Consider the following 22364-nt stretch of genomic DNA (forward strand, 5'->3'; position numbering starts at 1 on the left):
GCAGCCATGGCGTACCGCCCGTCGAAGCAGTTCAAGAAGACCCTCCTGGGCACCGGAGCCGCCGTGCTGCTGGTCGCGCTCAACGCGCCGGCCGCGCTCTCCTTCGCCGAGGGCAGGTACCACTCGTACAAGATCGGGCAGTCCAGCTACCGCCTCCAGTACGGCTCCTGGGGGCTGATAGGCCTCCCCGAGGAATACCGGATCAACGCCATGCACGCGGCGCTGCTGCACACCGGCAAGGTGCTGCTCATCGCGGGATCCGGCAACGACCAGCAGAACTTCGACAAGGGCACCTTCTCCACCATCCTGTGGGACCCGAAGGACGACACCTTCAAGAAGATCCCGACCCCGGAGGATTTCTTCTGCTCCGGTCACAGCCAACTCCCCGACGGACAGCTGCTGGTGGCCGGCGGCACGGCGCGCTACGAGGTGCTCGACGGCAAGGTCACCCGCGCGGGCGGCGGCATGCGGGTCAAGAACGAGAGCCCCGAGAAGGTGGTGAAGCTGCCCAAGGGGACCGTCTTCCGCTCGCCCTCCGGCGTGGAGTACGTGTCGAAGTTCGACGTCACGGTCCCCAGGGCGACCCGGCGGTTCGAGGTCACCTACGGGCGCGGCGGGCAGATGATGCCGTGGAAGACCAAGGTGGTCGCCGCCGAAGCGCGGGTCTTCGTCGAAGCGGCCGAGGAGGGCGCCGGCGGACTGACCACCCAGGCCGCGCAGTACGAGGTGGTCGGCCTCACCGGCAAGGACGCGCACAACGTCTACGGACTCGCGGAGCGGCTCAGCGCCGACAAGCAGGACTTCCAGGGCATCAAGTCCGCCTACGAGTTCGACCCCAAGGCGGAGAAGTACGTACCGGTCGACCCGATGAGGGACGCCCGCTGGTACCCGACCCTCGTGGGGCTGGCCGACGGGCGGGTACTGGCGGTGTCCGGGCTCAACGACGTGGGCGACGTCGTGCCCGGCGACAACGAGTATTACGACCCGCGGACCAAGAAGTGGGCGAAGGGGCCCTTCCACTACTTCCCCACCTACCCCGCCCTCTTCCTCACCCACGGCGGCAAACTGCTCTACACCGGCTCCAACGCGGGCTACGGGCCGAAGGACAAGGGGCGCGAGCCGGGCCTGTGGGACCTGCTGACCAACCGGTTCCACAAGGTCGGCGGACTGGCCGACCCCGACCAGCTGGAGACCTCCTCCTCCGTACTGCTCCCCCCGGCCCAGGACCAGAAGGTGATGGTGCTCGGCGGCGGCGGGGTCGGCGAGTCCCGGCTCGCGACCGCCCGGACGGCAGTCGTCGACCTCAAGGCGGCCTATCCGGTCTTCCGTTCGACGGCCCGGCTGCCGCAGGGAGTGCGCTACCTGAGCAGTGTGCTGCTCCCCGACGACTCCGTCTTCACCACCGGCGGCTCCGCCGACTACCGGGGCCGGGGCGCCAGCGACATCCACAAGGCGCAGTTCTACTACCCGCGCACCGACACCTTCGTGCCCGCCGCCGCCCCGACCGTGGGCCGCAACTACCACTCCGAGGCGCTGCTGCTGCCCGACGGCCGGGTGGCCACCTTCGGCTCCGACCCGCTCTTCGCGGACAAGGACAACACCAGGCTGGGCAAGTTCGAACACCGGCTGGAGGTGTACACCCCGCCCTACCTGTACCGGGACGCCGCACTGCGGCCGGCCCTGGGGGAGGGGCCCGAGGAGGTCGTGCTCGGCGGCCGGGCCACCTTCGGGGCGGTGCGGGCGGAGCGGATCGCGCGGGCCAGGCTGATGAGGCCGAGCGCGGTCACGCACACGACGGACGTGGAGCAGCGGTCGGTCGAGCTCGGCCTGGAGAACAAGACGGCCGGCGCGGTGACGGTCACCGTCCCGGCGGACCCGACGCTGGTGCCGCCCGGCTGGTACATGCTCTTCGTGACGGACACGGACGGGACGCCGTCGGTGGCGAAGTGGATCCGAGTGCGGGAGGCCCCCAAGCCCGCGTCGCGGGAGCCCCGGGACGGCTGGATGAGCTAGGTCCGACGGGGGGCTGCGGGCCGGAAACGCCCTCGCCCGGCGCGCTGGTCCGGCTGACCCCGCCCATGTGGGGCGACGGCGGGGAACGGATGCGGGCGACGGGACGGTGCCGCAAGAACCGGTGGCACCACCTGTCGGTCGTGGTGCACACCCGGCACCTGGAGAACTTCCGCGTGAAGGGCGTCCACAGCCCCGCCCTGCTCACCGCCCTGGAGGGCACCCGCACCACGGGGGCCCACGCCCGTACGTACCCCCTGTGGGATGCGCGCGAGCGGGCGCAGAGAATGGCCGACACCTTCAACGCGGCCCTTTTGGAAGTGACGTTCGAGGCGACCTAGTCGGTCGACCGGCGGGCCAGGCCCAGTGCGTAGTCGGGCCACCACTTGCCGGCCGGCGGGCCGCCGCGGCAGGTGCCGTCGGACTCGCCGGGCCGCTTGATCCAGAGGTACGCGTCCACGAGCGGGTCCCCCGTGTCGGCGGTCGGCGGGGTGCCCAGTGCCCGGCCAGGCGGGTTGCACCAGGCCTGCGAACGGTCGCCCCGGAGCGGGCCGTCGCCGTTGCGGCTGGTGTCGATGACGAAGTGCTTGCCCTTGGTGGCCTTGGAGAGGGCGGCCCCGTACTCCCGGCCGGCCGCGCTGGGCTGGAAGTTGGAGACGTTGAGGGAGAACCCGTCGGCGCGCTCCAGCCCGGCCTTGTAGAGGGGGTCGACCAGCTTCATCGGGTCCGGGATCCACGCCGGGTTGCCGGCGTCCAGGTAGACCTTGGTGTTCTTGTTGCGCTTGAGGCGGTCGACGGCTTCGGAGAGCAGCCGCAGGCGCTCGTCGTGGTGCCCGGCCTGGGTGCAGCCGTCGACGATGTGCGGGACGGCGTCCGGTTCCAGGACGACCAGGGCCCTGGTGTCGGCGATGTTGTCGGCGAAGGCGCCGATCCAGCTGCGGTAGGCCGTGGCGTCGGCCGCGCCGCCGGCGGAGTGCTGGCCGCAGTCCCGGTAGGGGATGTTGTACGCGGTGAGCACGAGGGTGCGGCCGGCCGCCTTGGCGCTGTCCCGGGCCCGGCGGATCTCCGGCCCGGGATCGCCCCCCGGACCCCACAGGGCCATCGGCCGGTCGGAGATCCGGCGCAGCACCTGCGCGTCGCTGTTGCGGCCCTGCGCCTCCCAGGCGGCGACCTGCCGGGCGGCGTCGCTCTGCGGGTCCACCCAGAACGGGGACTCGTCGACCAGGCCGACCGTGGCGGGGTGGTTGGGCGGCGCGGACTCCGGCTGCACGGTCGGGGTGTGGGTGCAGGCGGTCGCCGTGACGGCGGCGGCGAGCGCGAGCGCGGCCGCGAGGGCTCTGAAAGGGCCTGGCATCCGGCGGCTTCCTCGGGACGAAGGGGCGGGCAGCGGGCCGGGATATCGTGACATAACGGTCACTCGGGGTGGGTTGCGACACCTCCGCGTGCGGCCGGGTGGGCGTGTGGGGGACGGCAACAGCCGCTAGGAGTTGCTCGATCCCGTCGCCAGGGCGATGGCCAGCGGGGTGCGCTCGTAGAGGATCTGGTGGCCCTGGCGGGAGCCGAAGAGGAGGCCCGCTTCCCGCAGGGCCTTCAGGTGCGAGGAGACGGTGGAGGGGGCCAGCGACAGGCGGTGGGCCAGGGCCGTGGTCGAAGCCGGGTCGGTGAGGGCGCACAGGATGTCGGCGCGGGCCCGGCCCAGCAGGCGGGCCAGCGCCTCGGGGGTCGGACCGGCCGAGGCCGTCCACAGGGCGCCGATGCCCCGGGCCGGGTACACCAGGGTCGGCTGCCACGGCGGGTCGTAGCCGCCGACCACCTCCGGCCAGACGAACGCGCTCGGCATCAGGAGGAGGCCCTGGCCGTCGAGCGAGCGGTCGTGGTGGCGCGGTCGGTCGATGGTGAGGGTCCTGCCCGACCACCGCAGATCCGGGTGGAGTCCGTCGAAGAGGGCCTCCAGTCCGCCCGCGGCCAGCCGCCGCGAGTGGAAGAGGATGTCCGCCTCCAGCAGGGCCCGCAGCCGTGGCCAGTGCGGGGCGATCAGCGCGAGCCAGGCCCGTTCGTACAGATCGGCCAGATCCTGGACCGCCCGCTCCGGATCCGCCAGCATCCGCTGCCCGGCCTCGCTCTCCAGCGCCCCCGGGGTGCACACCAGTGAGCGCCGGAGGTCCTCCCGGGCCGCCCCCGGATCGGCGGACCTGACCCGCGCCAGCTCCTCCTCGAAGGTGACGGACGGGCCCGTCGGCGGCGGGCTGAGGAAATCCGGATTGTGCCCGGCCAGTGGCATCAGCAGCCACAGCGGCCGCAGGTCCAGCCCGTCCGCGGCCGCGCGGATCCGGCGGAGCCAGGGCAGGTGGTAGGCCTGCCGCTGCGGGCGCAGCAGGACGCGTACCGCCTCCTGGGTCTCCCAGCGCGGGGAGATGGAGAACCGGCAGCGCAGCAGGTCGGCCGGACCGAAGCGGAAGTGGAAGGGGATGGCCGGGCCTCCTGACTGATTCGGCTGGGCTCGAATCTCTGTCCCGCCAGCCTAGGTGCCGCCAGGGTGACCCGTATGACCACCGCACGCCAGGCCGATGCCGATGCCGATGCCGGGACCAGGTCCGGGTCCGGCTACCGTCCCGTCTTCCGGATCCGCGAGTTCCGGCCCGTCTTCGCCGCGCACCTGCTGTCCGTGCTCGGCGTCGTCATCGCCGAGATCTCCCTGACCGTCCTCGTCTTCCGGGCCACCGGCTCGCCCCTGATGAGCGCCCTCACCTTCGCCCTCGGCTTCCTCCCCTACGCCCTCGGCGGCACCCTCCTCGCCCCCGTCGCCGACCGGCTCCCCGCCCGCCGGGTGCTCGTCGGATGCGACCTCGTCTGCGCGGCCTGCGCGGCGGCCATGGCCCTGCCGGGGACTCCGGTCGCGCTGCTCCTCGTACTGCGCTGCGCGATGGCCTTCGTGGCTCCGCTGTTCCAGGGCGCCCGCGCCGCCTCCCTTGTCGACGTCCTCGGCTCCGGCGACGCCTACGTCCTGGGCCGCTCGCTGCTGCGGATGGTGGCCCAGAGCGCCCAGCTCATCGGCTTCGGCCTCGGCGGGCTGCTGCTCACGGTCCTCGCCCCGCGCGGGGCCGTCACCCTCACGGCCGCCGGCTTCCTCGCCTCCGCGCTGCTCCTGCGCTTCGGCACCCGGGCCCGGCCCGCCCGCAGCGGGCCGGGAGCCCCGCGCACCTCCCCGCTCGCCGGCCTGCGCGCCGTCCTGGGGGATCGCCGGCTGCGCGCGCTCACCCTGCTGTGCTGGCTGCCGCCGCTCTTCGTGGTCGTCCCCGAGGCGCTGCTCACCCCGTACGCCTCCGGGATCGGCGCCTCCACCGCCGTGCTCGGGCTGCTGATGTGCGCACTGCCGGTCGGCACCATCGCCGGGGAGCTGTGGGCGGGCTCCGCGCTCACCGCCCGAACGCGTTCGCGGATCGTGGCCCCGCTCGCCGCCGTCGGGATGCTGCCGCTGCTCGTGTACGCCGTCCGGCCCGGGGTCCTGGTGCTCATCGCCGCGCTGGTGCTGGCCGGGCTCGCCCACGCCTACACCCTCGGACTCGACCGCTGGTACGTGGACGCCGTGCCCGAGGAGCTGCGTGGACGGGCGATGACGCTGCTCAGTACCGGTCTGATGACCCTCCAGGGGGTCGGCATGGCGCTGGCCGGGGTCGCCGCGGAGTTCTTCCCCGTGCACGTGGTCGTCACGGGCGCCGCGGTGCTCGGGACCGGGGTCGTCCTGCTGCTGCTGGCCGAGGTGCGCGGGACGGGCGGTGGCACGGACGGCGGGGAGCAGGGCTGAGGGGGCGCCGGGAGGGCGGCGGGGGCGGTCGGCCGAAGCGTGAGACGGGTCCCGCCGTCAAATGACCGCCCGGTAGGGTCTGATGCGTGCCCAAGCCGCTCAGCCTTCCCTTCGACCCCATCGCCCGCGCCGACGAACTGTGGCAGCAGCGCTGGGGTCCGGTGCCCTCGATGGCCGCGATCACCTCGATCATGCGGGCGCACCAGATCCTGCTCGGCGAGGTCGACGCGGTCGTCAAGCCGTACGGGCTGACCTTCGCGCGGTACGAGGCGCTGGTGCTGCTGACCTTCTCCAAGGCCGGCGAGCTGACCATGTCGAAGATCGGCGAGCGGCTGATGGTCCACCCGACCTCGGTCACGAACACGGTGGACCGGCTGGTGAGGTCCGGGCTCGTCGCCAAGCGCCCCAACCCGAACGACGGGCGCGGCACGCTCGCGTCGATCACGGACAGGGGCCGCGAGGTGGTCGAGGCGGCGACGAAGGCGCTGATGGAGATCGACTTCGGCCTGGGCGCCTACGACGCCGAGGAGTGCGGGGAGATCTTCGCCCTGCTCCGCCCGCTCCGGGTGGCCGCGGCGGACTTCGAAGAGAGCTGATCGCGCCGCCCTCCGGGGAACCCGGCCCCCGTCAAGATCGTGCAAACCGGACGGCTAGGCTCGACGGCATGAAACGAAGCGTGCTGACCCGCTACCGCGTCATGGCCTACGTGACCGCGGTCATGCTCCTGATCCTCTGCTCCTGCATGGTGGCGAAGTACGGCTTCGACACCGGTGCCGACCTGACCTTCGCGGTCTCGCAGGCGCACGGTGTGCTGTTCATGATCTACCTGGTGTTCGCCTTCGACCTGGGCTCCAAGGCCAAGTGGCCGTTCGGCAAGCTCCTGTGGGTCCTGGTCTCCGGCACCATCCCGCTCGCGGCCTTCTTCGTCGAGCGCAAGGTCCGCGCCGAGGTCGAGCCCCTGGTGACCGACGGCCTGGCCACCGCCAAGGCCTGAGCACTCGCCTCCCACTCGACCGCGTCACCCCCCCCCGGGACGACTCCCCGGGGGTTGGCCATCGACATTTACTAGGACGTCCTAGTAAATTCATGGGTATGGATGCTGACGCCATCGAGGAGGGCCGCCGTCGCTGGCAGGCCCGGTACGACAAGGCCCGCAAGCGCGAGGCCGATTTCACGACGCTCTCCGGAGATGACGTCGACCCCGTCTACGGGCCCCGGCCCGGGGACAAGTACGAGGGCTTCGAGCGCATCGGCTGGCCGGGGGAGTACCCGTACACCCGCGGCCTGCACGCCACCGGCTACCGGGGGCGGACCTGGACCATCCGGCAGTTCGCCGGATTCGGGAACGCCGAGCAGACCAACGAGCGCTACAAGATGATCCTGGCCGCCGGCGGCGGCGGGCTCTCCGTCGCCTTCGACATGCCGACCCTCATGGGCCGGGACTCCGACGACCCGCGCGCGCTGGGCGAGGTCGGCCACTGCGGGGTCGCCATCGACTCCGCCGCCGACATGGAGGTCCTCTTCAAGGACATCCCGCTGGGCGACGTGACCACCTCCATGACGATCAGCGGGCCCGCCGTCCCCGCCTTCTGCATGTACCTCGTCGCCGCCGAGCGCCAGGGCGTGGACCCGGCCGTCCTCAACGGGACGCTCCAGACGGACATCTTCAAGGAGTACATCGCCCAGAAGGAGTGGCTCTTCGAACCCGAGCCGCACCTGCGCCTCATCGGCGACCTCATGGAGTACTGCGCCAACGGCATCCCCGCCTACAAGCCGCTCTCCGTCTCCGGCTACCACATCCGCGAGGCCGGGGCCACGGCCGCGCAGGAGCTCGCGTACACCCTGGCCGACGGGTTCGGATACGTGGAGCTGGGCCTCTCACGCGGCCTGGACGTGGACCACTTCGCCTCCGGCCTCTCCTTCTTCTTCGACGCGCACCTCGACTTCTTCGAGGAGATCGCCAAGTTCCGCGCCGCCCGCCGGATCTGGGCCCGCTGGATGAAGGAGGTGTACGGGGCGAAGTCCGACAAGACGATGTGGCTGCGCTTCCACACCCAGACCGCCGGTGTCTCCCTCACCGCGCAGCAGCCGTACAACAACGTCGTGCGCACCGCTGTGGAAGCCCTCGCGGCCGTCCTCGGCGGCACCAACTCGCTCCACACCAACGCCCTCGACGAGACCCTCGCGCTCCCCAGCGAGCAGGCCGCCGAGATCGCCCTGCGCACGCAGCAGGTGCTGATGGAGGAGACCGGCGTGGCCAACGTGGCCGACCCGCTGGGCGGTTCCTGGTACGTAGAGCAGCTCACCGACCGCATCGAGGCCGACGCGGAGAAGATCTTCGAGCAGATCAAGGAGCGCGGGCTGCGCGCCCACCCCGACGGGCGGCACCCGATCGGCCCCATCACCTCGGGCATCCTGCGCGGCATCGAGGACGGCTGGTTCACCGGCGAGATCGCCGAGTCGGCCTTCCAGTACCAGCGTTCGGTGGAGAAGGGCGACAAGCGCGTCGTCGGCGTGAACGTCCACCACGGCTCGGTCACCGGCGACCTGGAGATCCTCCGGGTCAGCCACGAGGTGGAGACCGTCCAGGTGCGGGAGCTCGCGGAGCGCAAGGCCGCCCGGGACGACGCGAAGGTGACGGGTGCTCTGGCGGCCATGCTGGACGCGGCCCGGGACGGGTCCAACATGATTCCGGCCATGCTGGACGCGGTGCGCGCCGAGGCCACGATGGGCGAGATCTGCAACGTGCTGCGCGAGGAGTGGGGCACCTACACGGAGCCGCCCGGCTTCTAGCGCTGCGAGGGTGAGCAGTGCCTGACGGAGCGCCGGGCGCCGCAGGCTTAAGGTGGCGGCCATGAACGGCCGCCACCTTCCCGTTTCCGTGCGCGGAGTGAGCGTCCGCGTGGCCATGCAGGTCAACCGCGGGCCGTACGCGTACATCGCCGCCGACTTCGAACCGCCCGGCCCCGGCGGGCGGACGGAGATCCTCAACGCCGTACGGTCCTGCGCGCTGCCCGAGCAGTACGTGCCCTGCGTGCGGGCAGGCATCGAGCGCGGGCTGGAGGGGGTGGCGGCCTCGGTGCTGCTCACCGACGCCGGGTTCCACCCCGCGGACTCCTCGGAGTACGGCTACCGGCTGGCCGGGCTGGAAGCGGGCCGCGCGGCCCTGGTCGCCTCCGGAGTGCTGCCGCCGGAGGAGGCGGACAGCCTGCGCTGGGCCCAGTGGCCGGGCCGCGGGCGGCCCTGGCCGGGCCACAACCCGCGCTCGGAGGCCCTGCTCATGGCGGCCCCCGCCTGGTTCCCGGACTTCCTGCCCCTCTCGGACGGGCGGCCCGCGGTGGTCACGCCGGTGCGGGGCCGGCCGGGACGCCGGAGGCGCCCAGGAGGCCGTGCATCAAGAGGGCGGTGAAGGTGGCCACCCACATCTCGTCCACCGGCTCGGAGCTGACCAGCGCGCGGTGCACCACGGTGCCCGCGATGACGTCGAAGATCAGGTCCGTGGTGTGGCCGGCGAGGTCCGCGTCCTCCTCGTAGGGGAGTTCGCCGCGGGCCTGCGCCCGCTCGCGGCCCAGTACGACGAGACGTTTCTGCCGGTCCACGATGGCCGACCGGATCCGGTCGCGCAGGGCCTCGTCCCGGGTGGACTCGGCGACCACAGCCATCAGGGCGGTACGGGCCTCCGGGCGCCGCAGCAGCTCCGCGAACCGCAGCACCACGTACTCGATGTCGGCTTCGAGGGAGCCCCGGTCGGGGAGTTCGAGGGAGTCGAAGAGCTCCGCGACGGCGTCCACGACCAGCTCGTTCTTGCCCGCCCAGCGCCGGTAGAGGGTGGTCTTGGCGACCCCCGCCCGCGCGGAGACGTCCCCCATCGTCAGCTTCGACCAGCCGAGCTCCACCAGTGCGTCCCGGGTCGCGGCGAGGATCGCGGCGTCCGCCGCGGCGCTGCGCGGGCGGCCGGTGCGGCCGGCCGGAGAGGTGGAGGGGCCTGAGCTGGGGTTGCGCATGGCCGAGACCATACCCGTCAGTAAGGCGGCGTCGATTGGTGCGGGCGCCGCGGCCCCTGGTGGTGTGGTTCAGATCACGGGGCGCGCGGCGGCGCGGGGAGTTACGCTACGGCTCGTAGCGTAAGAGCGACAACCACGCGAAGAGCTACCGGTGCCGGGTGGGGACCCGGCGCCACAGCACGACCAGTACCGCGATCGGTTCGTTTCGGCCGATCTTTTTCGTCGGCGCGCGCACACGGGGGAGGATGTACGCATGCAGCCCAGAAACATGTCCATGAGCGGCGTCGTAGACCTCGCCGCGGTGAAGGCGGCCGGCGAGGCCAAGGCGAAGGCCGAGCAGGCCCGCGCCGAGGCGGCCCGGAGGGCGGCCGAGGGCGGTGCGCCCGAATCCGCCGGGGCCGTCCCGTCGTCCGCTCTCGTCTTCGACGCAGACGAGACCCGCTTCGAGAGCCACGTGGTGCCGCTCTCGAACGAGGTGCCGGTCATCCTCGACTTCCGAGCCGAGGGCTTCGAGCAGGGCCGTGAGCTGAGCCTGCTGCTGGAGCGGCTCACGGTCGAGGCCAACGGCCGCCTGGCCCTGGCCTCGTTCGACGTCGCGGCCAGCCAGAACCTGATCCGCGACTTCCGTATCCAGGCCCTTCCGGCCGTCTTCGCCCTGGTCGCCGGCCAGGCGATGCCGCTCTTCCAGGACTTCGCCCCCGAGGACGAGGTCCGCGCGATCCTGGCCCAGGTGGTCCAGATCGCCGAGGAGCGCTTCGGGGTCCTCGGCGTCCCGGTGACCCCGGGCGGCGAGGGCGGAACCCCGGGCGGGGCCGCGGAGCCCGCCGAGGAGCCGGCCGGCCCCTACGACGCCCTGCTGGACGCGGCGGTCGAGGCGCTGGACGCGAACGACCTGGGCGGGGCGGTGCAGGCGTACAAGAACGTCCTGCTCTCCGACCCGGTCAACGCGGAGGCCAAGCTGGGCCTCGCGCAGGCCGAACTCCTGCTCCGCGTCAAGGACATGAACCCGCAGGCGGTGCGCACCGCGGCGGCCGAGAATCCGCGCGACCCGGCGGCGCAGATCGCCGCGGCCGACCTGGACCTGGCCGGCGGACACGTGGCGGACGCCTTCGGGCGCCTGGTGGACACCGTGAAGGTGACGTTCGGTGACGACCGGGACGCGGTCCGGGTGCGGCTGCTGGAGATGTTCGAGGCCGTCGGCGCGGACAACCCGCTCGTGACCTCGGCGCGCACGGCGCTCGCACGGGTGCTCTTCTAGGAATCGGTCCGAGGCCCGGTCCGAGGCCGGTCCGAGGTCCGGTCCGGGACCCGGCCCGGCGCCCCTCCGGCGCCGTTGATTTGTTGACACGGTGACGAACAGCGGCCGCATTTTGCCAAAACTTGGTAATTGCGGCCGCTGTTACTCGCAGTAAATCGAACCCCGTGAACTGTCCGGTGTGTTCACTCTTCCCCCGATCTGTCGTGGCCCTGGGTAACACCCAGCGTTGCGGCCCGACAGTGTCAGGTCAGCCATCGGTTATCTGGCCGTTACCCGCCAGTAACGAACCCCCTTGTGCCCCGGCCTGGAATGGACCACGATCGGCGACGCTCGGTCCTTCCCGCAGAGCCGCTCATCCGGAGCCGCGGTGAAGGGTCCCCACCGGGCCGGTCGGTGGCAGTGGCACCGGCCGCCGGACAGGGGGGTCTCCGTCGCACGGCGGTGCCTGTCCTCCAGGTTGCGCGAACGCGTGGCCAAGTGGTTGTCGCTCGGGGGTGAACGCCGGTGTACCGGACGCGGCAGTGCCGCGGCCAGGCCGCCTGCGCTCCTTCCCGAGGACGTAGCACTTCTCCCATCCCAGGACGGGTACGGCCCGGACCGGAGATGTACGTCCGAGAAGGAGGAACGAAATGAGTTCTCAGATTCGTGGCGGGACCAGATGGAAGCGCTTCGCGCTCGTCATGGTTCCGAGCATCGCGGCCACGGCCGTGGTCGGTGTCGGTCTGGCGCAGGGTGCCCTCGCGGCCTCGTTCGCCGTGTCCGGCCAGGACTTCAAGGTCACCACTGACAAGCTGGACGGCACCAACCTCATCCAGTACGGCAGTGTTGCCAACGGCCACGACCTGAAGACGGGCGCCGAGGCACACCACCCGGTCACCATCTCCGGGTTCAGCCACGCCGAGATCACCAACATGTGCCAGTCGCTGGTGACGCCGACGCCGCTCGGCAACATCACGATGAAGCTGCAGACGGGCACCAAGCCCGGCAAGCCGGCGGTTGCCGACAACATCTACCTGGATGTTGCCGAGCTCGACGCCGACGCCGAGTTCACCAAGCTGGACATCGGTGTCGCGGTCGGCGACCCGTCGAACCCGACCAAGCCGCAGGCGGGTACGGTCGCCAGCCCGTACGCGTTCGCGCAGCGTGCCGAGAAGGCCGTTCTCACGAACGTCAAGCAGAAGGCGTGGGCCACCACGGCCGGCACCTTCAAGCTGCCCGACCTCAAGCTGCGCCTGCTCGGCGGCGACCAGCCGTGCTACCAGGACTCGGCAGTCAACTGATCGCCTGACCGGCGTATCGGTTCCGGTGCCTGACCGGACGACCGGGCCGGCAGTGGCGGCACCCGTCACCGCCGGCCCGGTCCGTCCGGGCTCCACATAGTTCAGTACCACCGTTTCCAGGGAGCTGTTGTCCATGAACCCCCAGGCCCCGGTTTACGTGCGCGCCGAAGACGACGCCTGGCTCACCGCGGTGTACTACCGCTTCCATGGCTGGAGCGGCCGCCGCCCCTTCTGGGCGGGAGTGTTCACGCTCCTCGCGGGCGTGCCGATCGCCTACTTCCCGTACGCGGACCTGCGCCTGGGCAACGTCACCATCGCGATGGCGACGACCGCCGGTTCGGGTTCACTGATCATCGGCGTCCTGCTGATCACCCTGGGCCTGACGCTCTGGTTCCAGCAGGGCGTCCGCATCTTCGCCGGGGTCGCCTCGATCCTGCTGGCACTGGTGTCCCTGCCGGTGTCCAACCTCGGCGGCTTCGGTCTGGGCTTCATCCTGGCCCTGGTCGGCGGCTGTCTCGCGCTGTCCTGGGTGCCTGCCAGTCCGGTGGAGGACGAGACGGGCGCGCTGGACGACCGGGTCGCGGTGCATGCCGTGGACCTGGGCAAGGCGGACGCGGTGGAGGGCGGCTTCCAGGGCGTACCCGGCCCCCGCGCGACAGAAACGGCATACGCGAGCGAGACGACTGCCCACGCCGATGGCGGGAGGAACAGTGCGGGGTGACGAAACGCAGCGGGGTGAGGCCCCAGATGCGGAGTCCCGTGAAAGAAAGGGCCCGCGTCACGCGGCGCCCAGGAAGTCGCTGCTGACCAAGTTCCAGATACCCGTCGGCAAGACGATGGCACTGGCGGCCATGCCCACGGCGGTCTTCGTCGGCATGAGCATGGCGCCGAAGCTGGCCGTGGCCGACGAGGAGATCCCCTTCGCGCCCGGACCGTGCGTGACGCGGTCCGACGAGCCCGCGGAGTCGGCTTCCCCGTCGCCGTCCTCGTCACCTTCGAAGGCTCCCTCCGGTACCCCGTCGAAGGCCCCGTCGAAGACGACGGAGCCCGCGCCGGACAAGTCGCCGACCGCGGTGCCCTCGCCGAGCGCGAGCCCGTCGGCGTCCAAGCCGGTGGAGAAGCCGGCCGAGAAGCCCGCGACGCCCGCCGAGAAGCAGGCTGCCTCCGCTCCGGCGGCCAAGGCCTCGAACCCGCTGGACCCGCTGGGCGTGGGCGACGCGCTCAAGGGCCTCTTCGACGAGCTCGGCAAGCCCCTCAAGCCGGCCTCCACTCCGGCCGCGACGCCCACTCCGACGGCCCCCAAGCCGGCGGACAAGCCCGCGGACAAGCCCGCCCCCGACCCGGCCGCGGACGCGATCCGCGAGGCCGCGAACAAGGCGGGCGCCACGGTCACGGAGCTCTCCGAGGAGGTCAAGGACACCGCGACCACCCCGAAGGACGAGACGGGCGCCACCAAGCCGACGGACAAGGCCAAGGGCGAGGACGGGACCGAGGCCAAGCCGGAGGCGACGAAGGACGCGGACGGGAAGGAACCCTTCCCCTGCCCGACCTACGACGCCAAGGCCCTGGCCGACGCCGAAGTGGAGCAGGGCATCCCGCTGCTCCCGGACGAGCCCTGGTATCTGAACAGTTCGCTGCTGACCCTCTACGGCCTGGACTACGCGGGCATCGTCGAGGTGAAGACGGCGGGCGGCAAGACCAAGAAGGTCCTGAAGTTCACGGCCGATTCGCTGGACATCAAGGACCTGTACCAGACGGTCGGCACCGGGCCGAACGTCGCCCACCTGAAGTCCCGTCCGGGTTCGACGTCGAAGATCCGCGGGGAAAAGGTGACGATGTACACCGAGAGCCTCAAGGGCAACCTCTTCGGCCTGATCCCGATCGAGTTCACCCCGAACACCCCGCCGCCCGTGAACGTCCCCTTCGCGTTCTTCACGAACGTCAAGGTCGTCCAGGCCGGCCAGTTCGGCGGCACCCTGACCGTCCCGGGCCTCAAGAACTACATCGGCCCGGCGGAATAGGACCGTACGGCCTCGCGCGGCCGCACGCACCGAGGGCGGCACCCCGGATCCTCATCGGATCAGGGGTGCCGCCCTCGGTCTCTGTGCGGCAGAGTGCGAACGGCGGGGCGACGTCAGTCGCGGGCGCCGCCGCCCAGGTGGTGGACGCGGACCATGTTGGTCGTGCCCGGGACGCCGGGGGGCGAACCGGCGGTGATGATCATGGTGTCGCCCTTGTTGTAGCGCTTGAGCTTGAGCAGCTCGGCGTCCACGAGGTCGACCATCGCGTCGGTGTTGTCCACGTGGGGGACCACGTAGGACTCGACGCCCCAGCTCAGGGTGAGCTGGTTGCGGGTGCCCTCGTCGGTGGTGAAGGCCAGGATCGGCTGGGAGGCGCGGTAGCGCGACAGCCGGCGGGCGGTGTCACCGGAGTGGGTGAAGGCGACCAGGGCCTTGCCGTCGAGGAAGTCCGCGATCTCGCAGGCCGCACGGGCGACGGCGCCACCCTGGGTACGGGGCTTCTTGCCCGGGACCAGCGGCTGGAGGCCCTTGGACAGGAGCTCCTCCTCGGCCGCCTCGACGATCTTCGACATCGTCTTGACGGTCTCGATGGGGTAGGCGCCGACCGAGGACTCGGCGGACAGCATGACCGCGTCCGCGCCGTCGAGGATCGCGTTGGCCACGTCGGAGGCCTCCGCGCGCGTCGGGCGGGAGTTGGTGATCATCGACTCCATCATCTGGGTCGCGACGATCACCGGCTTGGCGTTGCGGCGGCAGAGCTCCACGAGGCGCTTCTGCACCATCGGCACCTTTTCGAGCGGGTACTCGACGGCCAGGTCGCCACGGGCCACCATGACCGCGTCGAAGGCGGCTACGACGCCTTCCATGTTGGCGACGGCCTGCGGCTTCTCGACCTTGGCGATGACGGGGACCCGGCGGCCGACCTCGTCCATGACCTTGTGGACGTCCTTGACGTCGTTGGCGTCACGCACGAAGGACAGGGCGACCATGTCGCAGCCCATCCGCAGGGCGAAGCGGAGGTCGTCGATGTCCTTTTCCGACAGGGCGGGGACGTTGACGGCGGCACCCGGCAGGTTGATGCCCTTGTGGTCCGAGATGACACCGCCCTCGATGACGATGGTCTTGACCAGGGGGCCCTCGACCGAGGTCACGCGGAGCTCGACGTTGCCGTCGTTGATCAGGATCGGGTCGCCCTTGGAGACGTCCCCCGGCAGACCCTTGTAGGTCGTGCCGCAGATGGACTTGTCGCCCGGGACGTCCTCGGTGGTGATCGTGAACTCGTCACCGCGGACGAGCTCGACGGGGCCCTCGGCGAAGGTTTCCAGACGGATCTTCGGGCCCTGGAGGTCGGCGAGGACGCCGACGGCACGCCCGGTGTCCTCGGAGACCTTCCGGACGCGGTCGTACCGCTCCTGGTGTTCTGCCTGGGAGCCGTGGCTGAAGTTGAATCGGGCCACGTTCATACCGGCCTCTACGAGCGCTTTCAGCTGCTCGTAAGAGTCGACGGCGGGGCCCAGGGTGCAGACGATTTTGGAACGGCGCATGGAGCGGATCCTATCGGTTTGTTTCGTAGCGGAATATTCCGTCTGGCGGAAAGTCCAAAGTGACTAACCGGTAACCAGCTCGTACGTCTGGCTGGCGATCTCCAGTTCCTCGTCCGTGGGGACCACGGCCACGGCCACCCGGGCGTACTCCGCGGAGACCAGACGCGGCTCGGGGGACCGTACCGAGTTGGCTTCCAGGTCGAGCGCCAGACCCAGCTCGGCCAGGCCCGCCAAGGCCATTTCCCGGATCGACGAGGAGTTCTCGCCCACGCCCGCCGTGAAGGCGACCGCGTCCACCCGGCCCAGGACCGCCGAGTAGGCACCGATGTACTTCTTCAGGCGGTGGATGTAGGAGGCCAGCGCGAGGCGCGCCGAAGCGTCGCCCTCGTCCGCCCGCCGCTGCACCTCGCGCATGTCGTTGTCGCCGCACAGACCCAGCAGACCGCTCTTCTTGTTCAGCAGCGAGTCGATCTCGTCGATCGACATGCCGCCCACCCGGGCCAGGTGGAAGACGACCGCCGGGTCCAGATCGCCCGAGCGGGTGCCCATGACCAGACCCTCCAGCGGGGTCAGACCCATCGAGGTCTCCACGCAGACGCCGCCGTGCACGGCCGAGGCCGAAGCACCGTTGCCCAGGTGCAGCACGATCACGTTCACGTCCTCCTCGGCCTTGCCCAGGAGCTTGGCCGTCGCGCGGGCCACGTAGGCGTGGGAGGTGCCGTGGAACCCGTACCGCCGGATGGAGTACTTGTCCGCCGTCGCCGTGTCGATCGCGTACCGGGCCACGTGCTCCGGCATCGTCGAGTGGAAGGCCGTGTCGAAGACGGCCACCTGGGGCAGGTCCGGGCGGAGCTCGCGCGCCACCTCGATGCCCGTCACGTTCGCCGGGTTGTGCAGCGGCGCGAGCGGGATCAGCGCGCGGATCTCGGCCAGCACCGCGTCGTCGATCAGCGTCGGGTGCGTGAACTTGGTCCCGCCGTGCACCACCCGGTGGCCCACGGCCGCCAGTTCGGGGGAGTCCAGGCCCAGCCCGTCGGCGGCCAGCTCCGCCGCCACGGCCCGCAGCGCGGCCGAGTGGTCCGCGATCGGCCCCTCGTGCACGCGCTTGCCGCCGGCGGCGCCCGGTCCGGTCAGCGGCTCGTGCGTGAGCCTGGAGGTCGCCTCGCCGATGCGCTCCACCAGACCGACCGCCAGGCGGGAGGCGTCCGCCATGTCGAGCAGCTGGTACTTCACCGACGAGGAGCCGGAGTTGAGGACGAGTACGCGCGATGCGGTCACGATGAGGGTCTTTCCTTCTGGATGGCTGGGTGGAGGGCTCGGTGGGGGAGCGTCAGCCGGCCGCGGGCCGGGACTGCGCCTGGATCGCGGTGATGGCGACGGTGGTGACGATGTCCTGGACCAGGGCGCCGCGCGAGAGGTCGTTGACCGGCTTGCGCAGACCCTGCAGGACCGGGCCGACCGCCACGGCGCCCGCGGAGCGCTGCACGGCCTTGTACGTGTTGTTGCCGGTGTTGAGGTCGGGGAAGATCAGCACCGTCGCGCGGCCGGCCACCTCGGACCCGGGCAGCTTGGTCAGGGCGACCGAGGGCTCCACGGCGGCGTCGTACTGGATCGGGCCCTCGATCAGCAGGTCGGGACGGAGCGCGCGGACGATCTCGGTGGCCTTGCGGACCTTGTCCACGTCCGCGCCCGAACCGGAGGTGCCGGTCGAGTACGAGAGCATCGCGATCCGCGGCTCCAGGCCGAAGGCGGCCGCGGTGGTCGCCGACTGGACGGCGATGTCGGCGAGCTGCTCGGCGTTGGGGTCCGGGTTGACGGCGCAGTCCCCGTAGGCGAGGACCTTGTCGGCCAGGCACATGAAGAAGACCGAGGAGACGATGGACGCGTCGGGCTTGGTCTTGATGATCTCGAAGGCCGGGCGGATGGTGGCGGCGGTGGAGTGGACCGAGCCGGAGACCATGCCGTCGGCGAGGCCCTCCTGGACCATCAGGGTGCCGAAGTAGTTGACGTCGGTGACCACGTCGGCGGCCAGCTCGACCGTCATGCCCTTGTGGGCACGGGCCTTGGCGTAGTACTCGGAGAATCGTTCCCGCAGCGGGGAGGTCGCCGGGTCGATGAGCTGGGCGCCGGAGATGTCGATCCCCAGGTCGGCGGCCTTCTTCAGGATCGCCTGCTCCTCGCCCAGCAGGGTGAGGTCGCAGACCCCGCGGCGCAGCACCACGTCCGCGGCGCGCAGCACGCGCTCCTCGGTGCCCTCGGGGAGCACCACCCGGCGGCGCTCCGCGCGGGCCTGCTCCAGCAGCGTGTGCTCGAACATCATCGGCGTGACGCGCTCGGAGCGGGCCACGGACAGCACGCCCCGCAGCTCGGCGGTGTCCACGTGACGCTCGAACAGGCCCAGCGCGGTCTCCAGCTTGCGCGGGGTCGCGGAGTTCAACCGGCTCTGCAGGGAGAAGAGTTCGGCGGCCGTCGGGAAGCTGTTGCCGGCCACCGAGATCACCGGGGTGCCGGGAGCCAGCTTCGAGGCCAGCGTCAGGATGTCCCGGCTGGGGCGCTCGTTCAGCGTGAGGAGCACACCGGCGATCGGCGGGGTGCCGGAGGTGTGCGCGGCCAGCGCGCCGATCACCAGGTCGGAACGGTCCCCGGGGGTGACGACCAGACAGCCGGGGGTCAGGGCGTTGAGGAAGTTCGGCAGCATGGCGCCGCCGAAGACGAAGTCCAGGGCGTCGCGGGCCAGACCGGCCTCGTCGCCGAGGAGCACCTCGCCACCGAGGGCCCGGGTGATCTGGGCAACGGTCGGGGCCGACAGGTGCTTGTCGTCCGGGAGTACGTAGCAGGGCACGGGGAGCCGCGCGGTCAGCCGCTCCGCTATCACCTCGCGGTCCTCGGCGGCCACCCGGTTGACGACCATCGCGCCCACGTGGCAGCCCAGGGCCTCGTACGCCCGGAAGGCGTTGCGGGCCTCGGCGCGCACGGCCTCGGCGGGGTGCTTGGTGCCGCCCACGACGGGGATGACGAGCGCGCCCAGCTCGTTGGCGAGGCGGGCGTTGAGGGCCAGCTCGTCGGGGAGGTTGGTGTCGGCGTAGTCGGTGCCGAGGACGAGCATGACCTCGTAGTCCCGGGCCACCTCGTGGTAGCGGTCGACGAGCCGGGAGACCAGCTCGTCGGTCCCGTGCTCGGCCAGGATGGCGGAGGCCTCGTGGTACTCCATGCCGAAGGCGGTCGAGGCGTCCTGCTCGATCCGGTAGCGGCCCTTGAGGAGGTCGAAGAGCCGGTCGGGCCCGTCGTGCAGCAAGGGGCGGTAGACGCCCACCCGGCCCGTCTGGCGGGTCAGGAGCTCCATGATCCCCAGCTCGACGACCTGCCGGCCGTCCCCCCGCTCGATACCGGTCACGTACACGCTGCGCGTCACGCGTGCTCTCCGTCCCAATCGTGTGAATGTCGGTACAGCCCCACCATGATCCTCGCCGCTGCGGGGCGGATCCACGAGTCGGATGTCCCGGTTAGTGTGGGCTTGACCTCTTGACGATACCCCTGGGAATCGATAGGACGCCCGCCGGGAAAAGGGCCTGTCCGGGCAGGTCCAAAGGCCTTCCGGGCACCCCGTGGGGGGAGCACCACAGAGCGCGCTCCACCGGTCGGACGTGGAACAATCGGACAGGCTTCATCAATGCGTCCTTCCATGCAGCCCTTCCATACAGCCCTTCAGATGTACGGCCTGACCGTCCGCCCGCACGCGAACGGCCAGGTGCGACCAGGAGCAGGAGACACAGCACGATGCGTATCGGAGTTCTCACCGCAGGCGGCGACTGTCCGGGCCTGAATGCTGTCATCCGGTCGGTCGTACACCGTGCCGTCGTCGGGCACGGGGACGAGGTCATCGGTTTCGAAGACGGCTTCAAGGGCCTCCTCGACGGCAACTACCGCCCCCTCGACATCAACGCCGTCAGTGGCATCCTCGCGCGCGGCGGCACCATTCTCGGTTCAGCCCGGATGGAGCGCGCCCGCCTCCACGAAGCGGCGGAGAACGCCGCCGAATTGGCGAAGCGCTACGGCATCGACGCCCTGATCCCGATCGGCGGCGAGGGCACCCTGACGGCCGCCCGGATGCTGTCGGACGCCGGGATGCCCGTCGTCGGCGTGCCGAAGACCATTGACAACGACATCTCCTCCACCGACCGCACCTTCGGCTTCGACACCGCCGTCATGGTCGCCACCGAGGCCATCGACCGCCTCAAGACCACCGCCGAGTCGCACCAGCGGGTCATGGTCGTCGAGGTCATGGGCCGCCACGCGGGCTGGATCGCCCTGGAGTCCGGCATGGCCGGCGGCGCCCACGGGATCTGCCTGCCGGAGCGCCCCTTCGAGGTGGACGCCCTGGTCAAGATGGTGGAGGAACGTTTCGCCCGCGGTAAGAAGTTCGCCGTCATCTGCGTGGCCGAAGGCGCGCATCCGGGTGAGGGTTCCATGCCGTACGAGAAGGGCGCGATCGACCAGTACGGCCACGAGCGCTTCGCCGGCATCGGCAACCGCCTCGCCGTCGAACTGGAGCGGCGCCTGGGCAAGGAAGCCCGCCCCGTCATCCTCGGCCACGTCCAGCGCGGTGGCACCCCCACCGCCTACGACCGCGTACTGGCGACCCGCTTCGGCTGGCACGCCGTCGAGGCCGTCCACCGCGGCGACTTCGGCAACATGACCGCCCTGCGCGGCACCGACATCGTCATGGCCCCGCTGGCCGACGCCGTCACCGAGCTGAAGACCGTGCCCGAGGACCGCATGTATGAGGCCGAGTCGGTCTTCTAGGTCCGGGAGCCCGGGAGACCCGGGCCCGGGGGCCGTGAAACCGGTCATTCCGGGCAGGCCCTACGACCCCCTCCGGAAGGACCTCCGCCCTGACTTCGGAGGCCGAACGGCCCCGGCGCAGTCCTCGTGTGGACGCGCCGGGGCCGTTTGCCGTAGTGAACGAATCCGCGCGGTGTGTCCTACGCCGCACCGCCGGCGGAGTACCAGAAGTGGCTCACGATGTCCGCGAGGAACTCGCGCCCCGCGTCACCGCTGCCGGCCTCGCCCTCGCCGCCGCCCCAGCTGAGGGTGGCCACCATCTTCGACTGGTACTCGCCGTGCAGCTGCTCCAGCACCCGCTCCAGGTGGGCCTTGGGCACCGGCAGCAGCTTGGTCAGCGGCTTCACGTACGCCTGCCAGCGGGTGGTGGCCGCGCTGCGCAGCATGTCGGCCAGTTCCTCGTCCTTGCCGGTGGCCGTCACGAACTGGGCCAGGCTCAGTCCGAGCACCGTCGCCAGGGCGGCGGACTGCCGCTCGTTGCCCTTCCAGCGGCCGGTGTCCTCCATCTTCTGGTACGAGCCCGACTCCAGACCGATCCGCCGGGCCAGCTCATCCGCGGCCAGCCCCCTGGCCATCCGGTGCTCCCGCAGGGTGACCGGCTCGGCGAGCAGCTCGCCGGGGGAGCACCAGAGGACACCGGCGAGAGCCGTGAGTTCGGCGGAGGTGGGAGATATCTCGCCACGCTCCCACCCCATGACGGTCTCGGGCGTGACGATCAGTCCGTACTGCGCGCGCAGGCCATAAGCGACATGACCGGGCGCCATGCCCAGGGCCGCGCGGAGACGACGCGCGGCGGGGGCATTGAAAGGTGGGCTGGAGTGCACATGGCACACCGTAGGAGTGGCCGAGGCACGGCGACTACAGACCAAACAAACAAGCCCATAACTCGTAGGAACGTCCTATGGAGTAAAGGGCTTTGGTCGGTTTTCCCTGCGACTGTCCGGTAATCGGATCCAGCGGTGATCCACTTCCTAGCGTACGTTTCCAGCCGCCCGAAGCGATAGTCCCGTGCATGACCTCCCTCACAAGCTTTGGACCGTCATGAACCGGCCATCCGGCCAGTACGTACTCCAGGGCGGAGGCCCTCGCGCACGGGGGTGGTGAGGGCCTCCCCGAATTCCCCTCTTGCCTTGACGCCGACGTCAAGGATTACGGTCGGGCCATGCGAATCGGCGAACTGGCCGAGCGGGCGGGCGCCAGTACCCGGACGCTCAGGTACTACGAGTCACGGGGGCTGCTGCCCGCCAGGCGTGACGACAACGGCTACCGCACCTACGACGAGGACGACCTGCGGCTGCTCCGCGAGATCCGCACGCTCCAGGACTTCGGCTTCGAGCTGGAGGAGACCCGCCCGTTCGTGGAGTGCCTGCGGGCCGGGCATCCGGCCGGCGACTCCTGCCCGGCCTCGCTCGTCGTCTACAGGCGCAAACTCGACGAGCTGGACGCCCTGCTCGGCCGGCTCGGAGAGGTGCGCGACCAGGTGGCCGGCCAGCTCGCCGAAGCCGAGGCCGAGGCGGCGGCGCGGCCCAGGTGCGAACTGACCGGCTGAGACCTGCCGAGGGCGGCCGGGACCGGCCGGGACCGTAGGCACGGACACGAA

Annotated in this window: 20 protein-coding genes; 13 read left to right on the forward strand and 7 right to left on the reverse strand. The window is 70.9% G+C overall.

What is annotated here, in order from left to right; all coding sequences use genetic code 11:
* Positions 1-6: 6 nt before the first annotated feature.
* Together glxA and AC3IYJ_RS26860 are read left to right on the forward strand one after the other, a co-directional pair.
* Positions 7-2013, forward strand: a complete 2007-nt coding sequence (gene glxA / locus AC3IYJ_RS26855; protein WP_489397286.1) for a radical copper oxidase GlxA — start codon at positions 7-9, stop codon at positions 2011-2013.
* A gap of 89 nt (positions 2014-2102) precedes the next feature.
* Entirely contained in the window at positions 2103-2351 is a 249-nt protein-coding gene (locus AC3IYJ_RS26860; protein WP_489397287.1) for a hypothetical protein, read from the forward strand.
* On the opposite strand, the gene AC3IYJ_RS26865 is transcribed toward AC3IYJ_RS26860, so the two are convergent.
* Positions 2348-3364: a glycoside hydrolase family 6 protein gene (locus AC3IYJ_RS26865; protein ID WP_489397288.1), complete on the reverse strand. Its 1017-nt coding sequence runs from the start codon at positions 3362-3364 to the stop codon at positions 2348-2350. The two genes, AC3IYJ_RS26860 and AC3IYJ_RS26865, sit on opposite strands and share 4 nt — an antisense overlap.
* A gap of 126 nt (positions 3365-3490) precedes the next feature.
* Positions 3491-4480: an ArsR/SmtB family transcription factor gene (locus AC3IYJ_RS26870; RefSeq protein ID WP_489402942.1), complete on the reverse strand. Its 990-nt coding sequence runs from the start codon at positions 4478-4480 to the stop codon at positions 3491-3493.
* Positions 4481-4555: 75 nt separating this feature from the next.
* Between AC3IYJ_RS26870 and AC3IYJ_RS26875 the strand changes: the two genes are divergently transcribed.
* The 5 genes from AC3IYJ_RS26875 to AC3IYJ_RS26895 all read left to right on the forward strand — a co-directional run bounded on the left by AC3IYJ_RS26875 (position 4556) and on the right by AC3IYJ_RS26895 (position 9224).
* Positions 4556-5815, forward strand: a complete 1260-nt coding sequence (locus AC3IYJ_RS26875; protein WP_489397289.1) for an MFS transporter — start codon at positions 4556-4558, stop codon at positions 5813-5815.
* Between the two features lie 86 nt (positions 5816-5901).
* Positions 5902-6411 carry a MarR family winged helix-turn-helix transcriptional regulator gene (locus AC3IYJ_RS26880; RefSeq protein ID WP_489397290.1) on the forward strand — a complete coding sequence of 170 codons (510 nt, stop codon included), beginning with the start codon at positions 5902-5904 and terminating at the stop codon, positions 6409-6411.
* A 68-nt stretch (positions 6412-6479) separates the two neighbouring features.
* Positions 6480-6809 (forward strand): DUF3817 domain-containing protein, encoded by a 330-nt coding sequence (locus AC3IYJ_RS26885; RefSeq protein WP_489397291.1) that lies wholly within the window; start codon positions 6480-6482, stop codon positions 6807-6809.
* A gap of 98 nt (positions 6810-6907) precedes the next feature.
* Positions 6908-8608: a coenzyme B12-dependent isobutyryl-CoA mutase large subunit gene (icmA, locus tag AC3IYJ_RS26890; protein ID WP_489397292.1), complete on the forward strand. Its 1701-nt coding sequence runs from the start codon at positions 6908-6910 to the stop codon at positions 8606-8608.
* A gap of 61 nt (positions 8609-8669) precedes the next feature.
* The gene (locus AC3IYJ_RS26895; protein WP_489397293.1) at positions 8670-9224 is read left to right on the forward strand and encodes a hypothetical protein; all 555 of its coding nucleotides are present in this window, start codon (positions 8670-8672) and stop codon (positions 9222-9224) included.
* Here the strand turns inward: AC3IYJ_RS26895 and AC3IYJ_RS26900 are convergent.
* On the reverse strand, positions 9157-9819 hold the full coding sequence (locus tag AC3IYJ_RS26900; protein WP_489397294.1) for a TetR/AcrR family transcriptional regulator: 663 nt from the start codon (positions 9817-9819) through the stop codon (positions 9157-9159). The two genes, AC3IYJ_RS26895 and AC3IYJ_RS26900, sit on opposite strands and share 68 nt — an antisense overlap.
* Before the next feature lie 253 nt (positions 9820-10072).
* Between AC3IYJ_RS26900 and AC3IYJ_RS26905 the strand changes: the two genes are divergently transcribed.
* The 4 genes from AC3IYJ_RS26905 to AC3IYJ_RS26920 all read left to right on the forward strand — a co-directional run bounded on the left by AC3IYJ_RS26905 (position 10073) and on the right by AC3IYJ_RS26920 (position 14378).
* Positions 10073-11077: a co-chaperone YbbN gene (locus tag AC3IYJ_RS26905; protein WP_489397295.1), complete on the forward strand. Its 1005-nt coding sequence runs from the start codon at positions 10073-10075 to the stop codon at positions 11075-11077.
* 629 nt (positions 11078-11706) lie between these two features.
* Positions 11707-12357 carry a DUF6230 family protein gene (locus AC3IYJ_RS26910; protein WP_489397296.1) on the forward strand — a complete coding sequence of 217 codons (651 nt, stop codon included), beginning with the start codon at positions 11707-11709 and terminating at the stop codon, positions 12355-12357.
* 133 nt (positions 12358-12490) lie between these two features.
* Complete coding sequence (locus AC3IYJ_RS26915; RefSeq protein WP_489397297.1) at positions 12491-13078, forward strand: DUF6114 domain-containing protein; 588 nt, start codon at positions 12491-12493, stop codon at positions 13076-13078.
* Positions 13068-14378: a hypothetical protein gene (locus AC3IYJ_RS26920; protein WP_489397298.1), complete on the forward strand. Its 1311-nt coding sequence runs from the start codon at positions 13068-13070 to the stop codon at positions 14376-14378. The genes AC3IYJ_RS26915 and AC3IYJ_RS26920 overlap by 11 nt, the downstream gene beginning before the upstream one ends.
* Before the next feature lie 113 nt (positions 14379-14491).
* On the opposite strand, the gene pyk is transcribed toward AC3IYJ_RS26920, so the two are convergent.
* From pyk to pta, 3 genes are all read right to left on the reverse strand, one after another.
* Complete coding sequence (pyk, locus tag AC3IYJ_RS26925; protein WP_489397299.1) at positions 14492-15922, reverse strand: pyruvate kinase; 1431 nt, start codon at positions 15920-15922, stop codon at positions 14492-14494.
* A 63-nt stretch (positions 15923-15985) separates the two neighbouring features.
* Positions 15986-17200, reverse strand: coding sequence for an acetate kinase (locus AC3IYJ_RS26930; RefSeq protein WP_489397300.1), 1215 nt, complete (start codon positions 17198-17200; stop codon positions 15986-15988).
* A gap of 52 nt (positions 17201-17252) precedes the next feature.
* On the reverse strand, positions 17253-19334 hold the full coding sequence (pta, locus tag AC3IYJ_RS26935; RefSeq protein ID WP_489397301.1) for a phosphate acetyltransferase: 2082 nt from the start codon (positions 19332-19334) through the stop codon (positions 17253-17255).
* 365 nt (positions 19335-19699) lie between these two features.
* Between pta and AC3IYJ_RS26940 the strand changes: the two genes are divergently transcribed.
* Positions 19700-20725 (forward strand): ATP-dependent 6-phosphofructokinase, encoded by a 1026-nt coding sequence (locus AC3IYJ_RS26940; RefSeq protein WP_489397302.1) that lies wholly within the window; start codon positions 19700-19702, stop codon positions 20723-20725.
* A gap of 179 nt (positions 20726-20904) precedes the next feature.
* Here the strand turns inward: AC3IYJ_RS26940 and AC3IYJ_RS26945 are convergent, their stop codons facing one another.
* Complete coding sequence (locus AC3IYJ_RS26945) at positions 20905-21528, reverse strand: XRE family transcriptional regulator (RefSeq protein ID WP_489402943.1); 624 nt, start codon at positions 21526-21528, stop codon at positions 20905-20907.
* 398 nt (positions 21529-21926) lie between these two features.
* On the opposite strand from AC3IYJ_RS26945, the gene AC3IYJ_RS26950 reads away from it, so the two are divergent.
* A complete protein-coding gene (locus AC3IYJ_RS26950; RefSeq protein ID WP_489397303.1) occupies positions 21927-22313 on the forward strand; it encodes a MerR family transcriptional regulator in 387 nt (128 codons plus the stop codon).
* Positions 22314-22364 lie beyond the last annotated feature (51 nt).

The sequence above is a fragment of the Streptomyces sp. GL_140 genome, assembly GCF_057834465.1.

Excerpts from the sequence above, each read along its gene's own strand:
- AC3IYJ_RS26900 (WP_489397294.1), bottom strand. The coding sequence starts at position 9,819 with ATGCGCAACCCCAGCTCAGGCCCCTCCACCTCTCCGGCCGGCCGCACC.
- AC3IYJ_RS26940 (WP_489397302.1), top strand. The coding sequence starts at position 19,700 with ATGCGTATCGGAGTTCTCACCGCAGGCGGCGACTGTCCGGGCCTGAAT.
- icmA (WP_489397292.1), top strand. The coding sequence starts at position 6,908 with ATGGATGCTGACGCCATCGAGGAGGGCCGCCGTCGCTGGCAGGCCCGG.
- AC3IYJ_RS26860 (WP_489397287.1), top strand. The coding sequence starts at position 2,103 with ATGCGGGCGACGGGACGGTGCCGCAAGAACCGGTGGCACCACCTGTCG.
- AC3IYJ_RS26875 (WP_489397289.1), top strand. The coding sequence starts at position 4,556 with ATGACCACCGCACGCCAGGCCGATGCCGATGCCGATGCCGGGACCAGG.
- pyk (WP_489397299.1), bottom strand. The coding sequence starts at position 15,922 with ATGCGCCGTTCCAAAATCGTCTGCACCCTGGGCCCCGCCGTCGACTCT.
- AC3IYJ_RS26915 (WP_489397297.1), top strand. The coding sequence starts at position 12,491 with ATGAACCCCCAGGCCCCGGTTTACGTGCGCGCCGAAGACGACGCCTGG.
- AC3IYJ_RS26865 (WP_489397288.1), bottom strand. The coding sequence starts at position 3,364 with ATGCCAGGCCCTTTCAGAGCCCTCGCGGCCGCGCTCGCGCTCGCCGCC.
- AC3IYJ_RS26945 (WP_489402943.1), bottom strand. The coding sequence starts at position 21,528 with ATGGCGCCCGGTCATGTCGCTTATGGCCTGCGCGCGCAGTACGGACTG.
- AC3IYJ_RS26905 (WP_489397295.1), top strand. The coding sequence starts at position 10,073 with ATGCAGCCCAGAAACATGTCCATGAGCGGCGTCGTAGACCTCGCCGCG.
- AC3IYJ_RS26885 (WP_489397291.1), top strand. The coding sequence starts at position 6,480 with ATGAAACGAAGCGTGCTGACCCGCTACCGCGTCATGGCCTACGTGACC.
- AC3IYJ_RS26910 (WP_489397296.1), top strand. The coding sequence starts at position 11,707 with ATGAGTTCTCAGATTCGTGGCGGGACCAGATGGAAGCGCTTCGCGCTC.
- AC3IYJ_RS26950 (WP_489397303.1), top strand. The coding sequence starts at position 21,927 with ATGCGAATCGGCGAACTGGCCGAGCGGGCGGGCGCCAGTACCCGGACG.
- glxA (WP_489397286.1), top strand. The coding sequence starts at position 7 with ATGGCGTACCGCCCGTCGAAGCAGTTCAAGAAGACCCTCCTGGGCACC.
- AC3IYJ_RS26895 (WP_489397293.1), top strand. The coding sequence starts at position 8,670 with ATGAACGGCCGCCACCTTCCCGTTTCCGTGCGCGGAGTGAGCGTCCGC.